This is a genomic window from Halomonas sp. YLB-10, assembly GCF_003856855.1.
Classification (GTDB): Bacteria; Pseudomonadota; Gammaproteobacteria; order Pseudomonadales; family Halomonadaceae; genus Halomonas; species Halomonas litopenaei.
In genome coordinates this window covers 433,570-451,826 of sequence record NZ_RRCU01000005.1, presented here as the reverse complement: position 1 = coordinate 451,826, position 18,257 = coordinate 433,570, and the positions used below count along the sequence as shown (strand labels likewise).

The window sequence follows — 18,257 nt, the reverse complement described above, 5'->3', positions numbered from 1 at the left end:
ACCCTGTCGTCACTCCAGATTGTCGGCGGTGTAGCTGACGCCGTTCGAGGCCTGGATGGTGCGAATGACCTCCCACTGGTCCTGGTAGGTGATCGGGATGAACTTCTCGACGCCTTCGAATTCCTCACCCAGCGCGGTACCGGCGAAATCGAAGCTGAAGAAGGCTTCCTCGATGCGCTCGACCAGATCCGGCGCCAGGTCATGGGCGTAGGTATAGGAGGTGGTGGGGAAGGGCTGGGACTCGAAGATCATGCGCACGCTGTCTTCGTCATACAGCCCCCGTGCGGCCATGCGCTCCACCACCTCGGACGCCACCGGTGCAGCGTCGTAGTCACCCGCTACCACGCCCAGCATCGACTGGTCGTGACTGCCGGAATACACCACCTCGTAGTCCTCGTCCGGCACCACGCCTTCCTCGGGGAACAGCGCACGCGGCGCCTGATTGCCCGAGTTCGAGGTGGGTGAGGTGTGGGCGACCCGCTTGCCGGCCAGGTCGGACAGCGACTGGATATCCGAATCGGCCTGGGTGTAGACCTGCAGGGTATAGCCGAAGCGTCCGTCGTCGGAGCCCATCAAGGCAAAGGGAACCGCGCCGGCCAGGTTGACGGCGAAGGGCGTGGGTCCGGTGGAAAAACCTGCAATATGCAAACGCCCGCTGCGCATGGCCTCGACCTGGGCCGAGTTCGACTGGACCGCGAAGAAACGAACGTCCTTGCCGGTCACCTCCCGGAGGTGATCGATGAAGGGCTCCCAGATATCGGCATAGATGGCGGGGTCTTCCACCGGGGTGTAGGCGAAGATGAGGGTGTCGGGGTCGACCAGTTCGTCCTGATTGGCGGGCGGGTCGGCCACCAGATCGCCATTGCGGTCGCAGTAGAGCGCATCCAGATCACCTCGGGGGCAATCCTCGGCGACAGCGACGGATGCAACAGCGCCGAAAGTGAGCAGGAGACCTGCGTTGAGGACCTGGCGTCCCCGGCTTGAGCGTTGTGTCATGGCGTGGCTCACCTATGCTGAGTCTTGTTATATGGTGGGAATCGACCCCGGCCTGTCGAGCCGACATCGCGGGTCCCGGCGGCAGCGGACAGCCTGGCGGTCGACTACTGGCGACCTGGGGAAGGCTCTGTCAGATGGGCTGAAGGCTTCACTCGTTACGCTGAAGGCTCTGCCACATGGGCTGAAGGCTCTGCCACATGGGCTGAAGGCTCTGCCACATGGGCTGAAGGCTTCCCGCGTTACGCTGAAGGCTCTACCACATGGGCTGAAGGCTTCCCGCGTTACGCTGAAGGCTCTGCCAAGTGCGAAGACGAGCGCCAGCGACGCAGCGATGTTCGAAAACAAACATCGTTGAGTTCAATCTAGGAGGTGACACTTTTATGTCAAACGTTGAGGCCAACGACTTTCCACGCTGCCGCAATCACTACCTGCTGATGCGCCACGGCCATAGCCAGGCCAACGCCATGGGCCTGATCGTTTCCTCCCCCGAACAGGGGCTCGAGGGCTACGGTCTTTCGCCCAAGGGGCAGGAACAGCTGCACGAACGGCTGACCGGCTGGCACCTGGCCGCGCCTGACCAGGTCTTCCATTCGGACTTTCTGCGCACCACCGAAACCGCAGCGCTGGTCGGGCAACACTTCAACGTCACCCCACACCCTGAACCGCGCCTGCGAGAGCGCTTCTTCGGTGACTACGACCAGGGGCCGGACCCGGCCTACGCGGACGTCTGGGCAATGGATAGCGAGAATGCCGAACACCGCACCCACGGCGTCGAAAGCGTCGGCGACGTCTCCCGCCGACTCATCGACCTGATCATCTCGCTGGAACAGCGCTTCGACGATGCCACCATCCTGCTGGTCGGCCATGGTGACCCCCTGCAGATCCTGCTGACCGCAGCCAGCGGAAGTCCATTGAGTGAGCATCGAAGCCAACCACCGCTGGCACCGGCAGATGTCCGGCCGCTGATCTTCGCTCGCTGATCACCGCTCGCAGCCCCTCTCTTGCAGCCGCCCCTGTCAGGGCTGTGAACAACTCGGTGGAAAAGTTCTCCACCCGCTGTGGATAGGCTCTTGACAAGCCGCCGCTCCCCCCATGAACCGTGGCGCTGTGCCGCTACATGCCACCTGTAATGACTGTGGGCAAGTTTTCCATTTCCCCGGCTCGACGCTGCGAAGTTCGTCAGCCGGACTCGGCGGGGCACGTGCTATGTTCCTCGTAACCTCTGAAAGACCCATTCAACTAATGCTTGGCAAATGATCTTGAGCGGTGCTTGAGAACGATCATTCCCCATGCTCCTCATTGCCACAGGAGCCCACCCGTCCGCATGATGGCATCTTCATTTCTTTTCCTGAGTCGACGCCCGGCGTCTCTTGTGCATGAGCGCGAGGTCTGAACATGGGCCCGTTCAAGGCGCGTCAGTTTCTGCTGCTTCAGGGGCCATGCTCTCCCTTCTTCACGCAACTGGCTCGCACCCTTGCTGACCAGGGACACGGTGTTCATGTGCTCGACCTGTGTGGTGGAGACCTGCTCTATCGTTGGCGCCTCGGGGGCCAACGCTACCGTGGCGACGCCGCAGGCTTTGGCGAACTGATCGATGACTTTCTCGGTCAACGGGGAATCTCCGACCTGGTGGTCTTCGGCGACCAGCGCCCTCTGCATCGGCTCGCTGTTCAGGCCGCAGAGCGTCAATGGCTGCGGGTCCATGTATTCGAGGAAGGCTACCTGCGTCCCCACTGGATCACCCTGGAGCCCCAGGGTGTCAACGGATGTTCCCGTTTTCCCAGGGACCCGGCCTGGGTCTTCGAGGCCGCCCATTGTCTCGGGCCGGCAGAGCCTCCCGTTCCTTGCATCAGTCCCTTCTTGACCCGTGCCACCCACGACGTGATCTACCATCTGGCAGGCGTCCTTAACCCTCTGCTGTTCCCGGGCTATCGCGGCCACGCCCCGGTCAGCGCTCCCCGAGAGTACGCCGCCTATACGCAGCAACTGACGCGCAAACGCCTGCTGGCTGGCTTTGAAGCTAACCGCATCAAGGCATTTCTTTCGGCGCCAGCGCCCTACTTCGTGTTGTTGCTGCAACTGGACAGCGACGCCCAGATCCGCTGCCACTCGCCCTTTCCCGACATGGCCCGGGTACTCGAAGAAACCATGACGTCCTTTGCTCGTGACGCGCCGGCCCGGACACGTCTGTTGATCAAGAACCACCCTCTCGACCCCGGCCTCAGCGCACACCATCGTCGCGCTCGCCGACTGGCTCGGGAGTTGGGTATCGACCGGCGGGTACTGTTCATCGAGGGCGGTGACCTCAATCACCTCCTGCCGAGCGCCACTGGCGCCATCACCGTCAACAGTACTTCCGGTTTCGTGGCCCTGGAGCACGGCTGTCCGTTGCTGACCCTGGGCGAAGCCATTTACACCATGCCCGGACTGGCGACAGGCCGGCAACGGGTCCCCGCGGGCTTCTGGCACGATCCACCGGCACCGAACGCCGCCCTGTATCAGGCGCTCAGGACCACCCTGCTGCGAACCGTTCAGCTCAACGGCAGCTTCTACTGCCGCCTCGGTATTCGCCTCGGTGTGCACCACAGCGCCAGGCGGCTCGTCGCCGAACGCTCTCCCCTGGAGGAGTTACTGTCATGCCTGCCCGCCGCCGCCTGACCCTTGTTTTTCCCGTGCCAGATACGGCTTTGGCGGCTTCAGGGGCCGACTCGCGGCACGTCGTAGCTGCTCGGCTCGCTGGCCCGCTTCTTTCTGACCGCCGATGCTGACGTGGATCGCGTCCCGAGACCTGGCGTTCATCCTGTGCGTACTGGGACTCCCCCTCGGCACGGGACTCAGCTTCGCCATAGACGCCATAGGCTGTCGAGGCCTGGGCAACTGGCGCGACCGCCCTCTGGCCCCCTGGCTGGTCCATGCGGGCACCTGGGGGCTGTGCTACGTACTAGCCGTAGCGGTGCTGCAACGAGGTGCGCTGGCCCTGGCCACGGTGCTTACCCTGCAATGGGTGGTGCAGCGCAGCCATCAGGCGAAGTGGCAGAGCCTGAAGGAGCCCTTCCTGGTGCAGGACTTCGAGTACTTTCTCGATGCCATCCGACATCCAAGGCTCTACCTGCCGTTCTTCGGTATCGGCCTGGCCCTGGGTGCCAGCCTCGCCGCCCTGATGGCGGTGTCGGTCTTCGTCTTCCTCGAACCCTGGCTGCTGGATCAGCTCTCCCTATCCTCCATGGCGCTGCTGCTGGGCGGCCTGGCACTGGGTCCAGCCATTACTCTGGGGCTTGGCTTGCGGCGCCTCCCGGCTGCCACCCTGGTTCCGTGCCGAGATCACCAGCACCTGGGACTGTGGAGCTGCTTCTGGGCCTACGCTCGCTTCCCCGGTACCCCCATCGACACCACCCAGGCTCCAGCGCTCCTGCGCCAACCGCCATCACCAGTCGCCCAGGAGTCACTGCCACACCTGGTGATTGTCCAGGGCGAGTCGTTCTTCGATCCACGCCCCTGGTACGACCAGATACCCCGGGATGTGCTCGCCCACTGGGATCGCCTGAACGAGCAGTCCATCACCCACGGCTACCTCAAGGTGCCAGCCTGGGGCGCCAACACCATACGCAGCGAAACGGCCTTTCTGTGCGGGCTGGACGAGGATGCTCTGGGCATGCATCGCTTCAATCCCTATCGTCAGCTGTCCCGCCAGCCGGTTCCCAGTCTGGCCAGTGCCTGCGCCCACCTGGGTTACCGCACACTGGTGCTGCACCCCTACCCCGGTGACTTCTACCAGCGCGACCAGGTCATGCCTCGGCTGGGATTTCAGGCATTCGAAGACATCGAAAGCTTCAGGCATTGCCGTCGAGATGGCCCCTTCATCGCCGACGTCGAGCTCGCCAGGCGCGTCACACAAGCCCTGGATGATCCAGACCCGCGCCCACTGATGGTGTTCGTGATCACCATGGAAAGCCATGGCCCCTTTCTGCTGGAGCCAGCGCCCGATCCACTGCGCTGGCTCGCTGCCGACGCCTCGCGCCCCATGGCCGTGACCCACGAACTCGATATCTATCTCCATCACCTGGCCAATACCGACGCCATGCTCGGCGCCCTGGCGGCGACCCTCACCAGGCAATCGCGCCCGGGCCTGTTGTGCGCCTATGGCGACCACGTCCCTATCCTGTCTCCCAGCTATCGCTGGCACGGAGAGCCCGATGGAACAACGCCGTTCATGATCTGGAGCAACCGCCCCCAGACCACACGACGGCCGGAGCCACCGTCCGACCTGTCGCAACTGGCCGAAGCACTGCTCCACTCCATCGGGTGCCAGACCACGACCGTCGCCACAGGCTCCCTCGGGCGCTCCCTCCACCGCCATTGCAAGGAACCGCTATGACCAGGCGCGTCGCCATCATCGGAAACGCTACCCGCTTTCCTGGAGTCCCCGGAGAAACCCTGTGGCAGAGCCTGCTGGCGGGGCGGGATCTGGTCACAGAGGTGCATGCATCGCGCTGGGACTGGCGCCGGTTCTATCATCCCGACCGTCGTTCGCCCGGTACCAGCGTGACCTTCGCCGCCGGATCACTCGGCGACATCGGCGGCTTCGACGCCGACTTCTTCGGAATTTCTCCCAGGGAAGCGGCGACCATGGATCCCCAGCAGCGCCTGCTGCTGGAGCTGACCTGGGAAGCGCTCGAGCACGCGGGCGTCCCCCCCTCGCGCCTGCGCGGCAGCCGCTGCGGGGTCTATATCGGCATCTCCAGTCCTGACTTCGCCTATCGGCATACCGCCGACCTGGCCTCTCTGGGCAATCTGTTCGCCACCGGCAACACCTTCAGCATCGCCGCCAATCGGTTGTCTTACGTGTTCGATCTCAAGGGACCCAGCATGGCCATCGACACGGCCTGCTCGTCTTCCCTGGTAGCCTTTCATCAGGCCTGTCAGGCCATTCGCGCCGGTGAATGCGACACCGCCCTGACCGGCGGCGTCAGCCTGCACCTGCATCCCTTCGGCTTCGTCGCCTTCTCCAAGGCCGGCATGCTGTCGCCGCGAGGCCGTTGTCGCGTGTTCAGCGAAGACGCGGACGGCTACGTGCGCTCGGAAGGGGCCGGCATCTTCGTGCTCAAGGCGCTCGATCAGGCGCTCGCGGACGGCGACCCCATCCTCGCCGAAGTCGCCGCCAGCGGCACCAATACCGACGGACACAAGTCAGGACTCACGGTACCCAGCGCTCAGGCTCAGGCCCAACTGTTGACCGAGGTCTACGCCCGGGCGGGGATCGATCCCGACGGACTGGACTACCTGGAAGCCCATGGGACCGGCACCGCCGTCGGAGATCCCATCGAAGTCACCGCCATCGGCCAGGCCCTTGGGCGACATCGTCACCACCCATTGCCGATCGGCTCGGTCAAGAGCAACATCGGCCACCTGGAGACAGCGGCCGGCATCGCCGGACTCTACAAGGCGCTGGGTTGCCTGACCCAGCGCTTCGTCCCCGCCACCATCGGTGTCGATCGCCTCAATCCTGAGCTGCACCTCGACGAGGCCAATGTGGACGTGGTGCTGACACCGCGGACGCTCCCCGAAAGCGGCCCCTTGACCGTCGGTATCAACAGCTTCGGTTTCGGGGGGGCCAACGCCCACGTAGTGCTGACCACGCCGCCGCCACCGTCACTGGTGCGATCGCGACCGACGCCACGAGTCTCTTTCGAGCAGCCGCTACCGCTGCTTGTCTCGGCCCACGACGAGGAAGCGCTGGCTGCACTGGCAAGTCGGCTAAGCGACCACCTCGAGACGCACCAGCCAGCCCTCGATGCCCTGACCTGGACCCTGGTTCACCACCGCGAGCGCCTTGACGAACAGGCGCTGACCCTGGTGCGGGACCATGACGAGGCTAAGGCGGCCCTGGACTCGCTGAAGGACACGACGACCGCTCCCCACAGCAGCGCCCCCAGGGTGTGGCGCCAGCGACGCCTGGATGCGCCCCAGGGGCCGGTATTCGTCTACACCGGCAATGGGTGCCAATGGTTTGGCATGGGGCGTGACCTGCTCTCGACCAGTCCCACCTTCGCCGATACCGTCGCGCGGGTGGATGAGCACTTCCTGCCCATCGCCGGCTTCTCGTTGCTCGAGGTACTGGCCAGCAGCGATGATCCGGCCCTGCTCGAAGACACCGTGGTGGCCCAACCGGCGCTATTTGCGATTCAGGTCGGGATCACCGCCTGGCTTGACGAGGCGGGGATCACGCCCACCGCGGTGGTCGGTCACAGCGTCGGTGAGGTCGCGGCGGGCTGGGCCTGCGGCGCACTATCACTGGCTGAGGCGGTGACCGTGATTGCCCACCGCAGCCGCCTGCAGGGCAAGATCCGCCATCAGGGAGGCATGACCGCGGTGTCCTGCTCCGCTGACACCATCGTCACCTGGCTCGCACAGCCACGCTTCGCCGAGATTTCCCTGGCCGGGGACAACAGCGAAGGGAATGTCACGCTGGCGGGACCGTTGCCGGCGCTGGCCGAACTGGAAGACGCCTTGCGGGCCGCGGGCCATCGATACCTTCGCCTGGCGTTGGACTACCCATTTCATAGCCCACTGCTGGATGGCTTGAAGACCCCGCTGCTCGAGGCGCTTGCCGATCTGGACGGATCATCTCCGCGCTTGCCGATGATCTCCACCGTCGAGGGTGGCGAGACCCACCGCCCCCTCGGCGCTGACTACTGGTGGCAAAACCTGCGGGCGCCGGTGCGCTTTCGCCAGGCCATCGAGTCGCTGATCGATCGCGGCGACTCGGTGCTGGTGGAAATCGGCGCCCATCCGCTGTTGAAGCGATACATCGAGGAGCAGTGTCGCCTGCGGGGGCATCAGGTCCTGCATATCGCTACCCTGACACGCCAGGGCCAGGGCCAGGACGAACTCTCCGAAGCACGGGCACGCCTGTGGCTCAGTGGAGCTCTGGATGGCTTTTCCCCCTGGTTCGAGCGGCCCCTTGCCCCCATCGAACTCCCCGCCTACCCCTGGCAACGTCGCCACCACTGGACCCGCCCGAGTGGCCTGGGTCACAACCCGCTGGAGCAGCGTGACGAACATCCCCTGCTGGGGGCTCGCCAGGCCCCGGGCGAGTCGACGTGGGTCCAGCGCCTGAGTGTTGCCACGCAGCCCGCTCTCGCGGACCACCGGGTCGGGGAGACCCCGGTGCTGGCCGCAGCGGCGCAGGTCGAGATGGTACTGGCTGCCGCCATTGCTTCGTCGCCAGACACCATCTTCGAAATCAACGACCTGGAGATCCTGGCACCGTTAGTACTGGACGCCTCTGTGGGCAAGCTGGCGCGGCTCACCCTGGCCGACCAAGGGCGTGTCCAGTTGACAGTACGCGACCTCGACCCCGCAGCCGCCTGGCAGTTACACCTCAGCGCCCGCCTGGCCCCTGCCTGCCAGGGCAGTCTGCTGCGTTCGGCCCCTCCGCTTGTGCCGGCCAGTGAGGAGCATCTGGATGGCGAGACCTGGCTGGATAACAAGGCCTGCATAAACAGCGACGCCCACCTGGCGCTCGCCAGGTCGATGGGGCTCGACTACCGCGGCGAGTACCGTAGCCTGGGCCGGATCTGGTGCCAGGACGATGAAGCCATCGGCGAGTTCACCGTCAGTGAAGACACTCCTTGCTGGTGGTTGCCACCCGGTCTGCTGGATGGCGCCCTGCAGCTGTGTCTGCCACTGATGAACAACGCTCAGACGCCGCTGACGCACGGCTACCTGCCCGTGCGCCTGTCGCGCATGCAGTTCGACAAGGACGGCGGTCGACCGACCCACGCCCGCGCCGTCATTACGCGACGCTCACCACACTCCTTCACCGCCGACCTTTGGCTGTACCGCAACCATCGTTGCGTTGCTGCCCTCGAGGAGGTCCGGTTCGCGACAACGCCACTGGCCCTGCCAACCTCCTCGTCCACCGAGTGGCTGACCACCCGCCTGACCCCGGCGCCACTGGTACCTACCCCCTTGGCCGAAGAAGGCAGGCGACTGGCCAATGCCCTTGCCGGCATCGTGTCAGGCCCAGTGGGGCGCGACCTCGAGGAGCTCAGCCTGCTGTTCGAGCGTCTCAACGTTGCCTGGCTCGAGGAGGCCTTCGTCGCCGCTCGGCCCGATATCGAAGGCGACGGCCGGGGCAACAATGAACTCTACCGTCGACTTCTGGCTCAGTACCCGACAGGCGCGACAGAGACCTCCTCGGAGGTGCAAGAGTCTCCTGCGGCGGTCGATATCTGGCGCCTGCTGCTGGCGGAGTACCCTCGGCAGTTCCCTCTGCTTGGCTCACTCGGGCGTTTTGGCCTGCATCTTCCCGGCCTGCTGGAGGGCTCGGTCGAGCACATCGAAGGGCTGACCCTCGACGCCGCTTCGCTGATCCCGGAAGCGTTGTGGCAGGCCCTGCACGACGAGGTTCTCGCCAGCGTTTCCCGGATCCTGTCGACGCTACCCTCGGCACAACGGCTGCACCTGGTCGAGGCAGGATGCGCGGCGCCTCGGTTGGGCGAGGCGTTGAGCCAGACACTGGACCCCGATCGCCTCATGGTGGACATCCTGCCCCCAGACGATGGCTCCCGCCAACGCGCCCAACCGCTGATCGAAGCGTCCAACGGTGCCGCATCGCTGCCCCCCTTCCATACCGCCCCCGGCGCCCAGCTAGCCTGGGTGGTGAGCACACCGACGGATCTCGAGGTCAGCATCGAGGCAATCGACAAGGCCACGGCGCGCCTGGCACCGCACGGGCAACTGCTGATACTGGTCCTGTCCCCTACAGGGTGGTGGCGAGCGCTGGACTCCCTGCGTCCAGACGCCAGACCGGCCACTGTCGAGGCGATCTGCCGCCACCTGAGCCAGGCCGGGTTCAGCGTCGAGGCGCCCCCCCCCGACAGAGACCTCCCATCTTCCGACTCTGCTGAGTGCCGTGCCCTCGGCAAGCGCTCGCCCCACCACCGAGATCGGTTCGGACGAGCCTCTTGCACAGCGCGACGCAGCCACCTTGCTGGTGGTGGATGCTGCCAGTCGTGCTCTGGGTGAGCGGCTTGTGCAACACATGCCCTCGGGTGCTGTCCGCTGCGTAACATACGATGATCTCGAGTTGCCGCTTGCCGCCCCGTCCTCGCTTGCGGAGGTCACCTCAGCGCGCGCCTCGAACGCTCAGCAAGTGCCGAGTGCCCGGAAAGTCATCGCCCCGCAAGTTGTCGACCTGCGAGCCTCCGTACCGTCTCGGCAGACAGGCGGTGACCTCGAGACCCACCAGGCGGGCCTGGATGCCCTTGAGCGACTGGGTGACTGGGCAAGGACATTGGCGGATCGCCACGGGACGCTGGTCGTGGTGACTCGCGATGTCGCCGCGCTGTTCGGCGCTGATACCCCCGATATCGACCTGTACCAGGCTGGCTTGTGGGGGGGCTGTCGCTCCCTCGACAACGAACTGCCGAACACCCGCGTACGGCTGGTCGACCTGGCCTCGGGAGAAGCGGCGTTGGTGGCCTTGGCGCAGGATCTGCATCACGACGACGGCGAGGATGAGGTGGTCATCGACCACCACGGACATCGCCGGGCACTGCGCGTGCGTCCTGTCGCCGACACACCGCCAGCGCTCACACCACCCCCCACGCCAGACCGAGTAGCGTCCAGGGTGACCCTGGAAATCGCTTATCCCGGTCAGCTCTCGCGCCTGCAGTGGCGAGCCCACCCGGTACGGTCGACGCTCGCCAAGGACCAGGTCCGAGTAAAGGTCCTGGCCACGGGTCTGAACTTTCGTGACGTCATGTATGCTCTCGGCGTGCTCACCGATGAGGCGCTCGAGCAGGGCTTTTCCGGCGCCACCCTGGGGCTCGAGTTCTCCGGTATCGTCGAGGCGCTGGGCGAAGGGGTCACCCAGTTCGATATTGGTGACCCGGTAGTCGGGCTGGGGTCGGCCTGTTTCTCGAACCACCTGGTGGTCGAGGCCGACTCGCTGGCCAGGGTGCCGACAGGTCTCGACCCGGTGGCCGCTGCCGGGTTGCCCACGGCGTTTCTCACCGCCTGGTACAGCCTCGAGCATCTGGCTCGGCTATCGCCCGGGGAACGGGTGCTGATACACGGCGCTGCCGGCGGTGTCGGTCTGGCTGCCGTACAGTTGGCCCGGTGGCGAGGGGCTGAAGTGCTGGCGACCGCCGGCAGCCCGCACAAGCGTGATCTGCTGACCCTGCTGGGTGCCGAGCGCTGCTACGACTCACGCAGCCTGGCCTTCGCCGAACAGATCCTCGCAGACACCGATGGCCAGGGTGTCGATGTGGTGCTCAACTCCCTGTCCGGCGACGCCATCCACCAGAACCTGCGTGTGCTGGCGCCTTTCGGGCGCTTTCTCGAGCTTGGCAAGCGAGACTTCTACCAGGATACCCCGATGGGGCTGCGCCCCTTCCGTCACAACCTGAGCTACTTCGGCATCGACTCCGATCAACTGCTGTCACATCGTCCCGCGCTCGCCCGCCAACTGTTCCGACAGGTCATGGACCGCTTTGCCGAGGGCGCCTTCAGCGCCCTGCCCTATACCACCTTCACGACCACCAGAGTGGTCGAGGCCTTCCGCCATATGCAGCAGGCGCGGCATATCGGCAAGATCATCGTGACGCACCCTTCAGCCGCTGCCAGTCCTTCTCCTGACACACTCCGCACAGGCTCAGTCTCCAAGACCACCATGCACCCGCATGGCGGTCCGAGAAACACCACCAATAACTCTACCAATCCGGCTTGCATGGCGCTGGATACCGAAGGCTGTTACCTGGTGAGCGGTGGATTGTCCGGCCTGGGCCTGGCCAGCGCAGAGCGGCTGGTGAGGCGCGGCGCTCGCCATCTGCTGCTGCTGAGTCGCTCGGGCGTCAGCAGCCCGGAGGCCAGTGCCGCTATCGCCGCCATGCAAGGACAGGGCGTCACGGTAGAAGCGCCAGCGCTGGACGTCACCGATGAGCAGGCGCTGGCTGGACTGATCGAGGAGTGCGGTTCCCGGCGCCCACCGCTACGTGGCGTCATTCACGCCGCCGCCGTCATCGAAGACGGCCTCGCGCGACAGCTGACTCGCGAGCAGCTGGACGCGGTACTCGCCCCCAAGCTGTTGGGCGCCATCCTGCTGGACCGCCTGACCCGCCATCACGACCTGCAGCACTTTGTGCTCTACTCCTCGGCCACCACCCTGTTCGGAAGTCCCGGGCAGTCCGCCTATGTGGCGGCCAACCTTGGCCTGGAAGCGCTGGCCGTGCGGCGCCGTCAGGCGGGGAAACCCGCCACCTGCCTGAGCCTGGGCATCATCGAGGACACCGGCTTTCTGGCTCGTCACCAGACCAAGCGTCAGGCCCTGTCCCAGCGTATGGGAGGTGGGCAGCTGAGCGCAGAGCAGGCGCTGGACGCGCTGGAGCAGGCACTCGCGGCAGGCGTCAGCAACGCCGCCGTCATCGGTGCCATCGACCATGGCTTCATCCAGCGGCGCTTTATCGAGTTGCGCCAGAACTCCGGTGAAGCGGACCGCCAGGCAAGTAGCAACGACGACCTCGATCTATCGGCGCTCGATGAATCGTCCCGCCGCAAGGCCGTCGAAGCCATCCTGCGTCGACAGTTGGCGAGCATCCTGATGCTGGACCCGGAACGCATCGACAGTGGGCGCAGGCTCTCCGAGTTCGGCTTCGATTCGCTGATGGCCGTCGAGCTGGTATCGGCCATCGAGACCCGGCTTGGCGTGAAGGTGTCCGCATTGGCCCTCGCCGACGCCGCGACCCTGCATCGCACCACCCTGTTGATCTGCGACCTGCTGGAAAGCCCCGAGCTCGATGCAACCGACGAACACGCTGCGCTGGCCTACCGCCACGCAGTCTCCCCTCCTGCTCCTGCACGGGAGGTGACATGAATCCTGATGACCGGAAGGCATTGAAAGACCGCCTGCTCAACCAGGCCAGGGCGATCGACAGCGCTCGTCATGCCCAGGCAACGCCCATCGACCGCGCTGTTTCAACCTCAGAGCACTACCCGCTGACCGAAACACTCGTCACAACCACCGACTTCCGCAGCCTCGAAGGCTATCGCCGCATCGCCATGATGAGGACGCTAGGGGACTCCCTCGGTATCACCAGCCCCTTCTTTCGCTGTCATCAGCGTAGGGCGGGGGCTACCAGCCGACTCGGCGATCAGGACGTCATCAACTTTGCAAACTACGACTATCTCGGCCTGGCCGGCGATCGACGTGTCCTGGACGCCACCCATCAGGCGATCGAGTACTACGGCACCTCGGTATCGGCCAGTCGCATTGTCGCCGGCGAACGCCCCTTTCACGGGGCCCTGGAGCGTGAGCTGGCGCACTGCTACCAAAGTGACGATGCGCTCGCCTTCGTCAGCGGCCACGCTACCAATGTCTCCACCATCGCCATGCTGGTGGGCACCAGGGACCTGATCATCCACGACAGCCTGATCCACAACAGTGTGGTGGTGGGCGCCAGCGTATCCGGCGCCACTCGCATGAGTTTCCCCCACAACGATGCCCAAGCCCTGGATCGTCTGCTGTTCGACCATCGCGATCGCTTCGAGCGCGTACTGGTGGTAATCGAAGGCCACTACAGCATGGACGGTGACACCCCGGACCTGGCACGTTTCGTTGAGGTGAAGCGCAGGCACCACTGCTGGCTGATGGTGGATGAAGCCCACTCGCTTGGCGTGTTGGGGGCAACCGGGTTAGGTCTTCACCAGCATTGCCGAGTGGCTCCGGGAGATGTGGACATCTGGATGGGCACCCTGAGCAAATCCCTTGCCTCCTGCGGAGGCTATATCGCCGGGTGCCAAGCACTGGTGGATACGCTGCGCTACCTTGCGCCAGGGTTTCTCTACAGCGTCGGGCTGGCACCGCAACTGGCCGCACCAGCACGCCGCGCTCTGCAAGTGCTGCAGGAAGAACCCTGGCGAACCGCCAGGCTGACGCAGAACGCTCGACGTCTGCTGGACGGTATCCAGTCCCTGGGGCTGAATACCGGCAGCAGCGAGGGACATGCCATCGTGCCACTTATTCTCGGCAGCTCCGCCAGGGCAGCCAAGCTGTCCCATGCGTTGCTGGCGGCGGGTATCAATGTGCAACCCATCCTGCACCCTGCAGTGCCAGAACGTAGCGCTCGGCTGCGCTTCTTTGTCAGCTGCGAGCACCAGCCGGACCAGATCGATCAGACCCTGTCGGCCCTGGAAGGGCTGATCAACTCAGATTGACGCTACGGCTCGTCTGAAAAGTGCCTGCGCTCGGTAATACGGCGTTAAAAATCGTCTGGTACGCCAGCCCGGTCAAAATGCTCATTTACACCCCGTAAACTGTGCTTTCTCACCGATTTTTTCCTTGTCTAACCTTCGCTCGTCGACTTTTCGGACAGAGCCTAGACTCCCTTGCAGGCAGCCCAGCCACAAAAACAGATAGCGAGCGGCGGCCACGGATGGGGAGAGGGAATAGGGATAGGGATAGGGATAGGGATAGGGATAGGGATAGGGATAGGTACCAAGCTTCAATGAAAGAACAGGAAGCAGGGCAAGATAAGGAAGAGAGAGTAAGAAAGGAAGGAAGTTAGGAAGGAAGGGGGAGGAAGGAGAAAAGGAAGCACCAATCACTGTTGTCTATACAGCATCTGCTCCCTTGGAAACTGTTGTCTGTTTCAGCACTGACGCTCACCCCAGAAGGCATGGTGGTGGGCCGCACTGCCGATATCCCGGGCCTTTTCCAACGCCCGTTGGGCCATGCGATGGGTTTCCCGCGGAGACTCCAGCAACCGGACGAGGCAGCGCTGCCAATCCGCGGGATCATCATCGACCAGCAGTCCATCTTCTCCGTCGCTCACGATATTGCTGTAGGGGGCACGTCTGCTGAAGAGACCCACACCACCCATGGCGGCAATCTCCAGAAACTTGATATGGGACTTGGCAGTGTTGAACGTTGTCGGCCACAAGGGAGCCAGCCCCAGATGCAACCGCGATCCTTTCAAGTGCCTCAGATAGGTATGCCAGGCCATGGGGGCGAGCGCCCCCACACGATCATGCTGACGCAAGGATTGCGGAGTGTAGCGCCCCATTGCCACTTCCAGCATCAAACCAGAGTGGGCCTCGAGAACGCTGACCAGTGCCGAGCTGATTTGCTCCAGATCCCGCCGGTGGGCCCGCGTACCGTGGTAACCCAATCGCCATCCCGTCGATGTTGCCTCGGGGGTGGCCATCTCCGGGGAAAAAAGCAGCGCAGGTGCCAGCGTCACCACCCGGGAGTGGCGCGGCCTGATTCGTGCCGCCAGCTCCTCGTTTGGTACGACGACTTCGTCGGCCAGGGCCAGCAGCCTGGGCATAATCCGGCGCGACACCCACCCCATACGCTCACGATAGCCCGTCGGTAAGCCAGGATCCCTGGCGGCAGCATCAAGATCATCATCCAGCAGGTAATGTACGCTGGCGACCTGGGCTCGGCGCGTCTCCAGCAGATCGATCCAGGCTTCGGACAGGCTTCGACAAACGATGATCTGTGCCCCGGCCAAGGTGCGATCCAGCCAGGGCCAGCACAGCAGAGGAGACGCCCACCGACGGGTATCAAGGCGAGTCACTGTCGCACCTGCATAGCGAAGCCAGGGCGCAGCCGTCGCCATGAAGTAGATGTCCTCGGTGGGCAGAGCCCCATCACTCAGCAACAGCCAGCGAGAACCACAAATGCCAGAACCCCGGGCCATGGTGAACGCCTCTCAACGCAGAGAAAAATCCTCGTGAACCAGCGTCAGATTGGGGTTGTAGGCCGGATCCCGATCAAGCTGCTCACCCCAGGTGTGGCGCATGTAGAGTACCTCTCCGATGGCCCTGGCTCGCTTGCTGGCATTGTCATCGGCACCACGCGACTCGGATTCGTGGTGATAGAGTTCGGCGTCGGGCGTCCATACGTTTCGATAACCCGCCTCCCGAACCTTTAGACACAGGTCCACATCATTGAAAGCGATCGGCAGATCTCGCGCGTTGAGGCCGCCCACCTGCCGATAGAGCGCCTTGCGGATCAACAAGCAGGCACCGGTCACCGCAGAGTAATTCTGCGCTAGCGCCAGGCGAGAAAAATACCCGTTGGCATGGCGGCTGAAATACTTGTGAGCGTGGCCCGCAACGCCCCCGATACCCAACACGACACCGGCGTGCTGAATGGTATCGTTGGGATAATAGAGCTTGGCGCCGACACAACCGATGTCCGGCCGCACGACGTGCCGCACCATTTCGTCGAGCCACTCTTCGTTGATGGGTTCAATATCGTTATTGATAAGTCCGAGCACATCACCACGTGCGTGATACGCTCCGAAATTGTTGATGCCGGAATAGTTGAAGCGATGGTTCCAGGCCAGAATCCTGACCCGGGGGTCTCCCTTGCCGATCTCGGCCAGATAAGCCAGTGTCTCCTCGCATCGCGTCCCGTTGTCGAGGATCAGCACCTCAAGCCTGGAATAGCGGGTACGAGACAGGATCGCATCGACGCATGGTGCCAACAGATCGACACGATCACGCGTAGGGATCATCAGGCTGACCAGCGGGAGCGGATCCGGCAGAGGCCAGCGGACACGATAGGTATTGGGCAGGCGCCCAAGCTCGACGGTGGCGCCGGGGCTGCTTCGTGCCAGATGGTCGGCGACCGCTCGCAGCCCTGCACGGGACGTATAATCCTTGGCGTTGCTGGTCATCGCCGTGGAGCCGGGACTGGCACGCCAATGATAGAGAATCCTGGGAATATGGACGATGCGATCAGGCTCTGTGTGGGCACAGACTCTCAGGGCCAGATCATGGTCCTGGCTGCCCTCCAGCCCCTTGCGGAAGCCTCCCAGTTGCCGTACCAGCGCGGTGTCGAAGACACTCAAGTGCGCCATGTAGTTCTGGGCGAGCAGCAGATCAGGATTGAAGCAGGGCTTGAAGTGAGGTTCGCAGCGCACACCACGCTGATCCACCTTGTCTTCATCGCTGTACACCAGCACCGGTCGTGGTGAGCGACTCAGCGCCTCGGCGACATAGCTCAAGGCACACGGAGTCAGCAGGTCATCATGGTCCAGTAGCGCCACGTAGGGCCCAGCGGCCATGCTCAAGGCCGCGTTGGAGGCCTCACAGACATGGCCATTAGTTTTCTGGCGACGCAGAACTATTCGAGAATCGCGAGCCTCAAATTGCTCCAGCAACGCTATGACTTCGCGGTTTCTGGAGGCGTCATCAACGATACAGAGTTGCCAATGATCATAGTCCTGGCGAAGCACAGACTCGAGACAGTCTTTCAGATGTTCCGGCGCAGGATCATGTACCGGCAGCAAGATCGACACAATCGGCCTGAACGTATCCGTCTTCGCTTTAACTGCGGTGTCCACACATGACTGCGCAGCTCGCTCGGCAGCAGCACAACGACGCTCGAGCGCCAGGCTACGGCGGCGTTCATCCTTGCCCCGCCACCCGTCAAGCCCACCACGAATCTCGTCCAGCTCAGCCCTTCTATTCCTGGAACGCCACCCACCTTCGAGCGCCGAGACCATAGAGGTCTTGTCGCAATCATCCGAACTACTATCCGAACTGCTATCCGAACTACTATCTGAACTGCTATCCGAATTCTTATCCCATCCGCGCTCACGCAGCCATTGCACATAGCTTCGACCCGAGCAGAATCGTTCGAACGTTTCCTCGTAGTCCGACAGGGCAAGGTCGCGCCAACAGGTACCGTCCTGGAGGGCGCGGTGGCGAAGCACTCCCAGCACTTCCTGCTTCGACACATCACGCCAGCGATGGTGCATATTGACCAGACGCTGGCTCAGGCGATCATGCGCGAACCAGGGGGAGAGCCAGACGACGCGAAAGTGGCGAATCGCAAAGTATCCCGGCGACTCCATCGGGTCGAATCTCAACCGGCGCAGTCGCCGCTTCACGTAGATCAACCGCTTGGTAATACGTCCACCCTTGAGCGGAAGGGTCAACGACTCGTCTTCACTGAAGCCTTCCCCCGTATCGAAGTAAAGCCTGACAGCAACGCTATGCTGGTCGTGGTCCAGGTCCAGCTCCACCATATGCCAGCCAGGCAACGGTAGGTGCCGACACAGCAGGAACTGAGGGTCTTCATCCAGCGACTCCCACTCCCAGTCCCCTCCACTCGCCTGCTGTCTCAGGCCATGATGAGGCTGCCAGTGTCGCTGAGGCTGAACGACCAGGTGGCACAGATCGAGAAGACCTTTCAGCCACGACCGTGTTCCGCCACCTCGATTGGCACCTTCCATACCCGCCGC

9 protein-coding genes are annotated in these 18,257 nt (G+C 63.7%); 6 read left to right on the top strand and 3 right to left on the bottom strand.

Annotated elements, in window-relative coordinates; all coding sequences use genetic code 11:
• Window positions 1-9: 9 nt before the first annotated feature.
• The gene (phnD, locus tag EBB56_RS14085) at window positions 10-996 is read right to left on the bottom strand and encodes a phosphate/phosphite/phosphonate ABC transporter substrate-binding protein (protein ID WP_083970649.1); all 987 of its coding nucleotides are present in this window, start codon (window positions 994-996) and stop codon (window positions 10-12) included.
• A 380-nt stretch (window positions 997-1,376) separates the two neighbouring features.
• Here phnD and EBB56_RS14080 point away from each other — a divergent pair, with 380 nt between their 5' ends.
• From EBB56_RS14080 to EBB56_RS14055, 6 genes are all read left to right on the top strand, one after another.
• Window positions 1,377-1,976: a histidine phosphatase family protein gene (locus EBB56_RS14080; RefSeq protein WP_231498578.1), complete on the top strand. Its 600-nt coding sequence runs from the start codon at window positions 1,377-1,379 to the stop codon at window positions 1,974-1,976.
• Window positions 1,977-2,391: 415 nt separating this feature from the next.
• Window positions 2,392-3,654: a capsule biosynthesis protein gene (locus EBB56_RS14075; protein ID WP_045994842.1), complete on the top strand. Its 1,263-nt coding sequence runs from the start codon at window positions 2,392-2,394 to the stop codon at window positions 3,652-3,654.
• Window positions 3,655-3,757: 103 nt separating this feature from the next.
• Complete coding sequence (locus EBB56_RS14070) at window positions 3,758-5,371, top strand: LTA synthase family protein (RefSeq protein WP_124804639.1); 1,614 nt, start codon at window positions 3,758-3,760, stop codon at window positions 5,369-5,371.
• On the top strand, window positions 5,368-10,026 hold the full coding sequence (locus EBB56_RS14065) for a type I polyketide synthase (RefSeq protein ID WP_124804638.1): 4,659 nt from the start codon (window positions 5,368-5,370) through the stop codon (window positions 10,024-10,026). Before EBB56_RS14070 ends, EBB56_RS14065 begins: the two co-directional genes overlap by 4 nt.
• A gap of 295 nt (window positions 10,027-10,321) precedes the next feature.
• Complete coding sequence (locus EBB56_RS14060; protein WP_185696444.1) at window positions 10,322-12,874, top strand: type I polyketide synthase; 2,553 nt, start codon at window positions 10,322-10,324, stop codon at window positions 12,872-12,874.
• Entirely contained in the window at window positions 12,871-14,214 is a 1,344-nt protein-coding gene (locus EBB56_RS14055; RefSeq protein WP_124804636.1) for an aminotransferase class I/II-fold pyridoxal phosphate-dependent enzyme, read from the top strand. Before EBB56_RS14060 ends, EBB56_RS14055 begins: the two co-directional genes overlap by 4 nt.
• 434 nt (window positions 14,215-14,648) lie before the next feature.
• Here EBB56_RS14055 and EBB56_RS14050 read toward each other — a convergent pair whose 3' ends face one another.
• Both EBB56_RS14050 and EBB56_RS14045 read right to left on the bottom strand, forming a co-directional pair.
• Window positions 14,649-15,701: a glycosyltransferase gene (locus EBB56_RS14050; RefSeq protein WP_045992416.1), complete on the bottom strand. Its 1,053-nt coding sequence runs from the start codon at window positions 15,699-15,701 to the stop codon at window positions 14,649-14,651.
• A 12-nt stretch (window positions 15,702-15,713) separates the two neighbouring features.
• Complete coding sequence (locus tag EBB56_RS14045; protein WP_260425366.1) at window positions 15,714-18,248, bottom strand: glycosyltransferase; 2,535 nt, start codon at window positions 18,246-18,248, stop codon at window positions 15,714-15,716.
• Window positions 18,249-18,257 lie beyond the last annotated feature (9 nt).

Coding starts and splice junctions, on each gene's coding strand:
- EBB56_RS14045 (WP_260425366.1), bottom strand. CDS start 18,248: ATGGAAGGTGCCAATCGAGGTGGCGGAACACGGTCGTGGCTGAAAGGT.
- EBB56_RS14050 (WP_045992416.1), bottom strand. CDS start 15,701: ATGGCCCGGGGTTCTGGCATTTGTGGTTCTCGCTGGCTGTTGCTGAGT.
- EBB56_RS14070 (WP_124804639.1), top strand. CDS start 3,758: ATGCTGACGTGGATCGCGTCCCGAGACCTGGCGTTCATCCTGTGCGTA.
- EBB56_RS14075 (WP_045994842.1), top strand. CDS start 2,392: ATGGGCCCGTTCAAGGCGCGTCAGTTTCTGCTGCTTCAGGGGCCATGC.
- EBB56_RS14055 (WP_124804636.1), top strand. CDS start 12,871: ATGAATCCTGATGACCGGAAGGCATTGAAAGACCGCCTGCTCAACCAG.
- EBB56_RS14080 (WP_231498578.1), top strand. CDS start 1,377: ATGTCAAACGTTGAGGCCAACGACTTTCCACGCTGCCGCAATCACTAC.
- EBB56_RS14065 (WP_124804638.1), top strand. CDS start 5,368: ATGACCAGGCGCGTCGCCATCATCGGAAACGCTACCCGCTTTCCTGGA.
- phnD (WP_083970649.1), bottom strand. CDS start 996: ATGACACAACGCTCAAGCCGGGGACGCCAGGTCCTCAACGCAGGTCTC.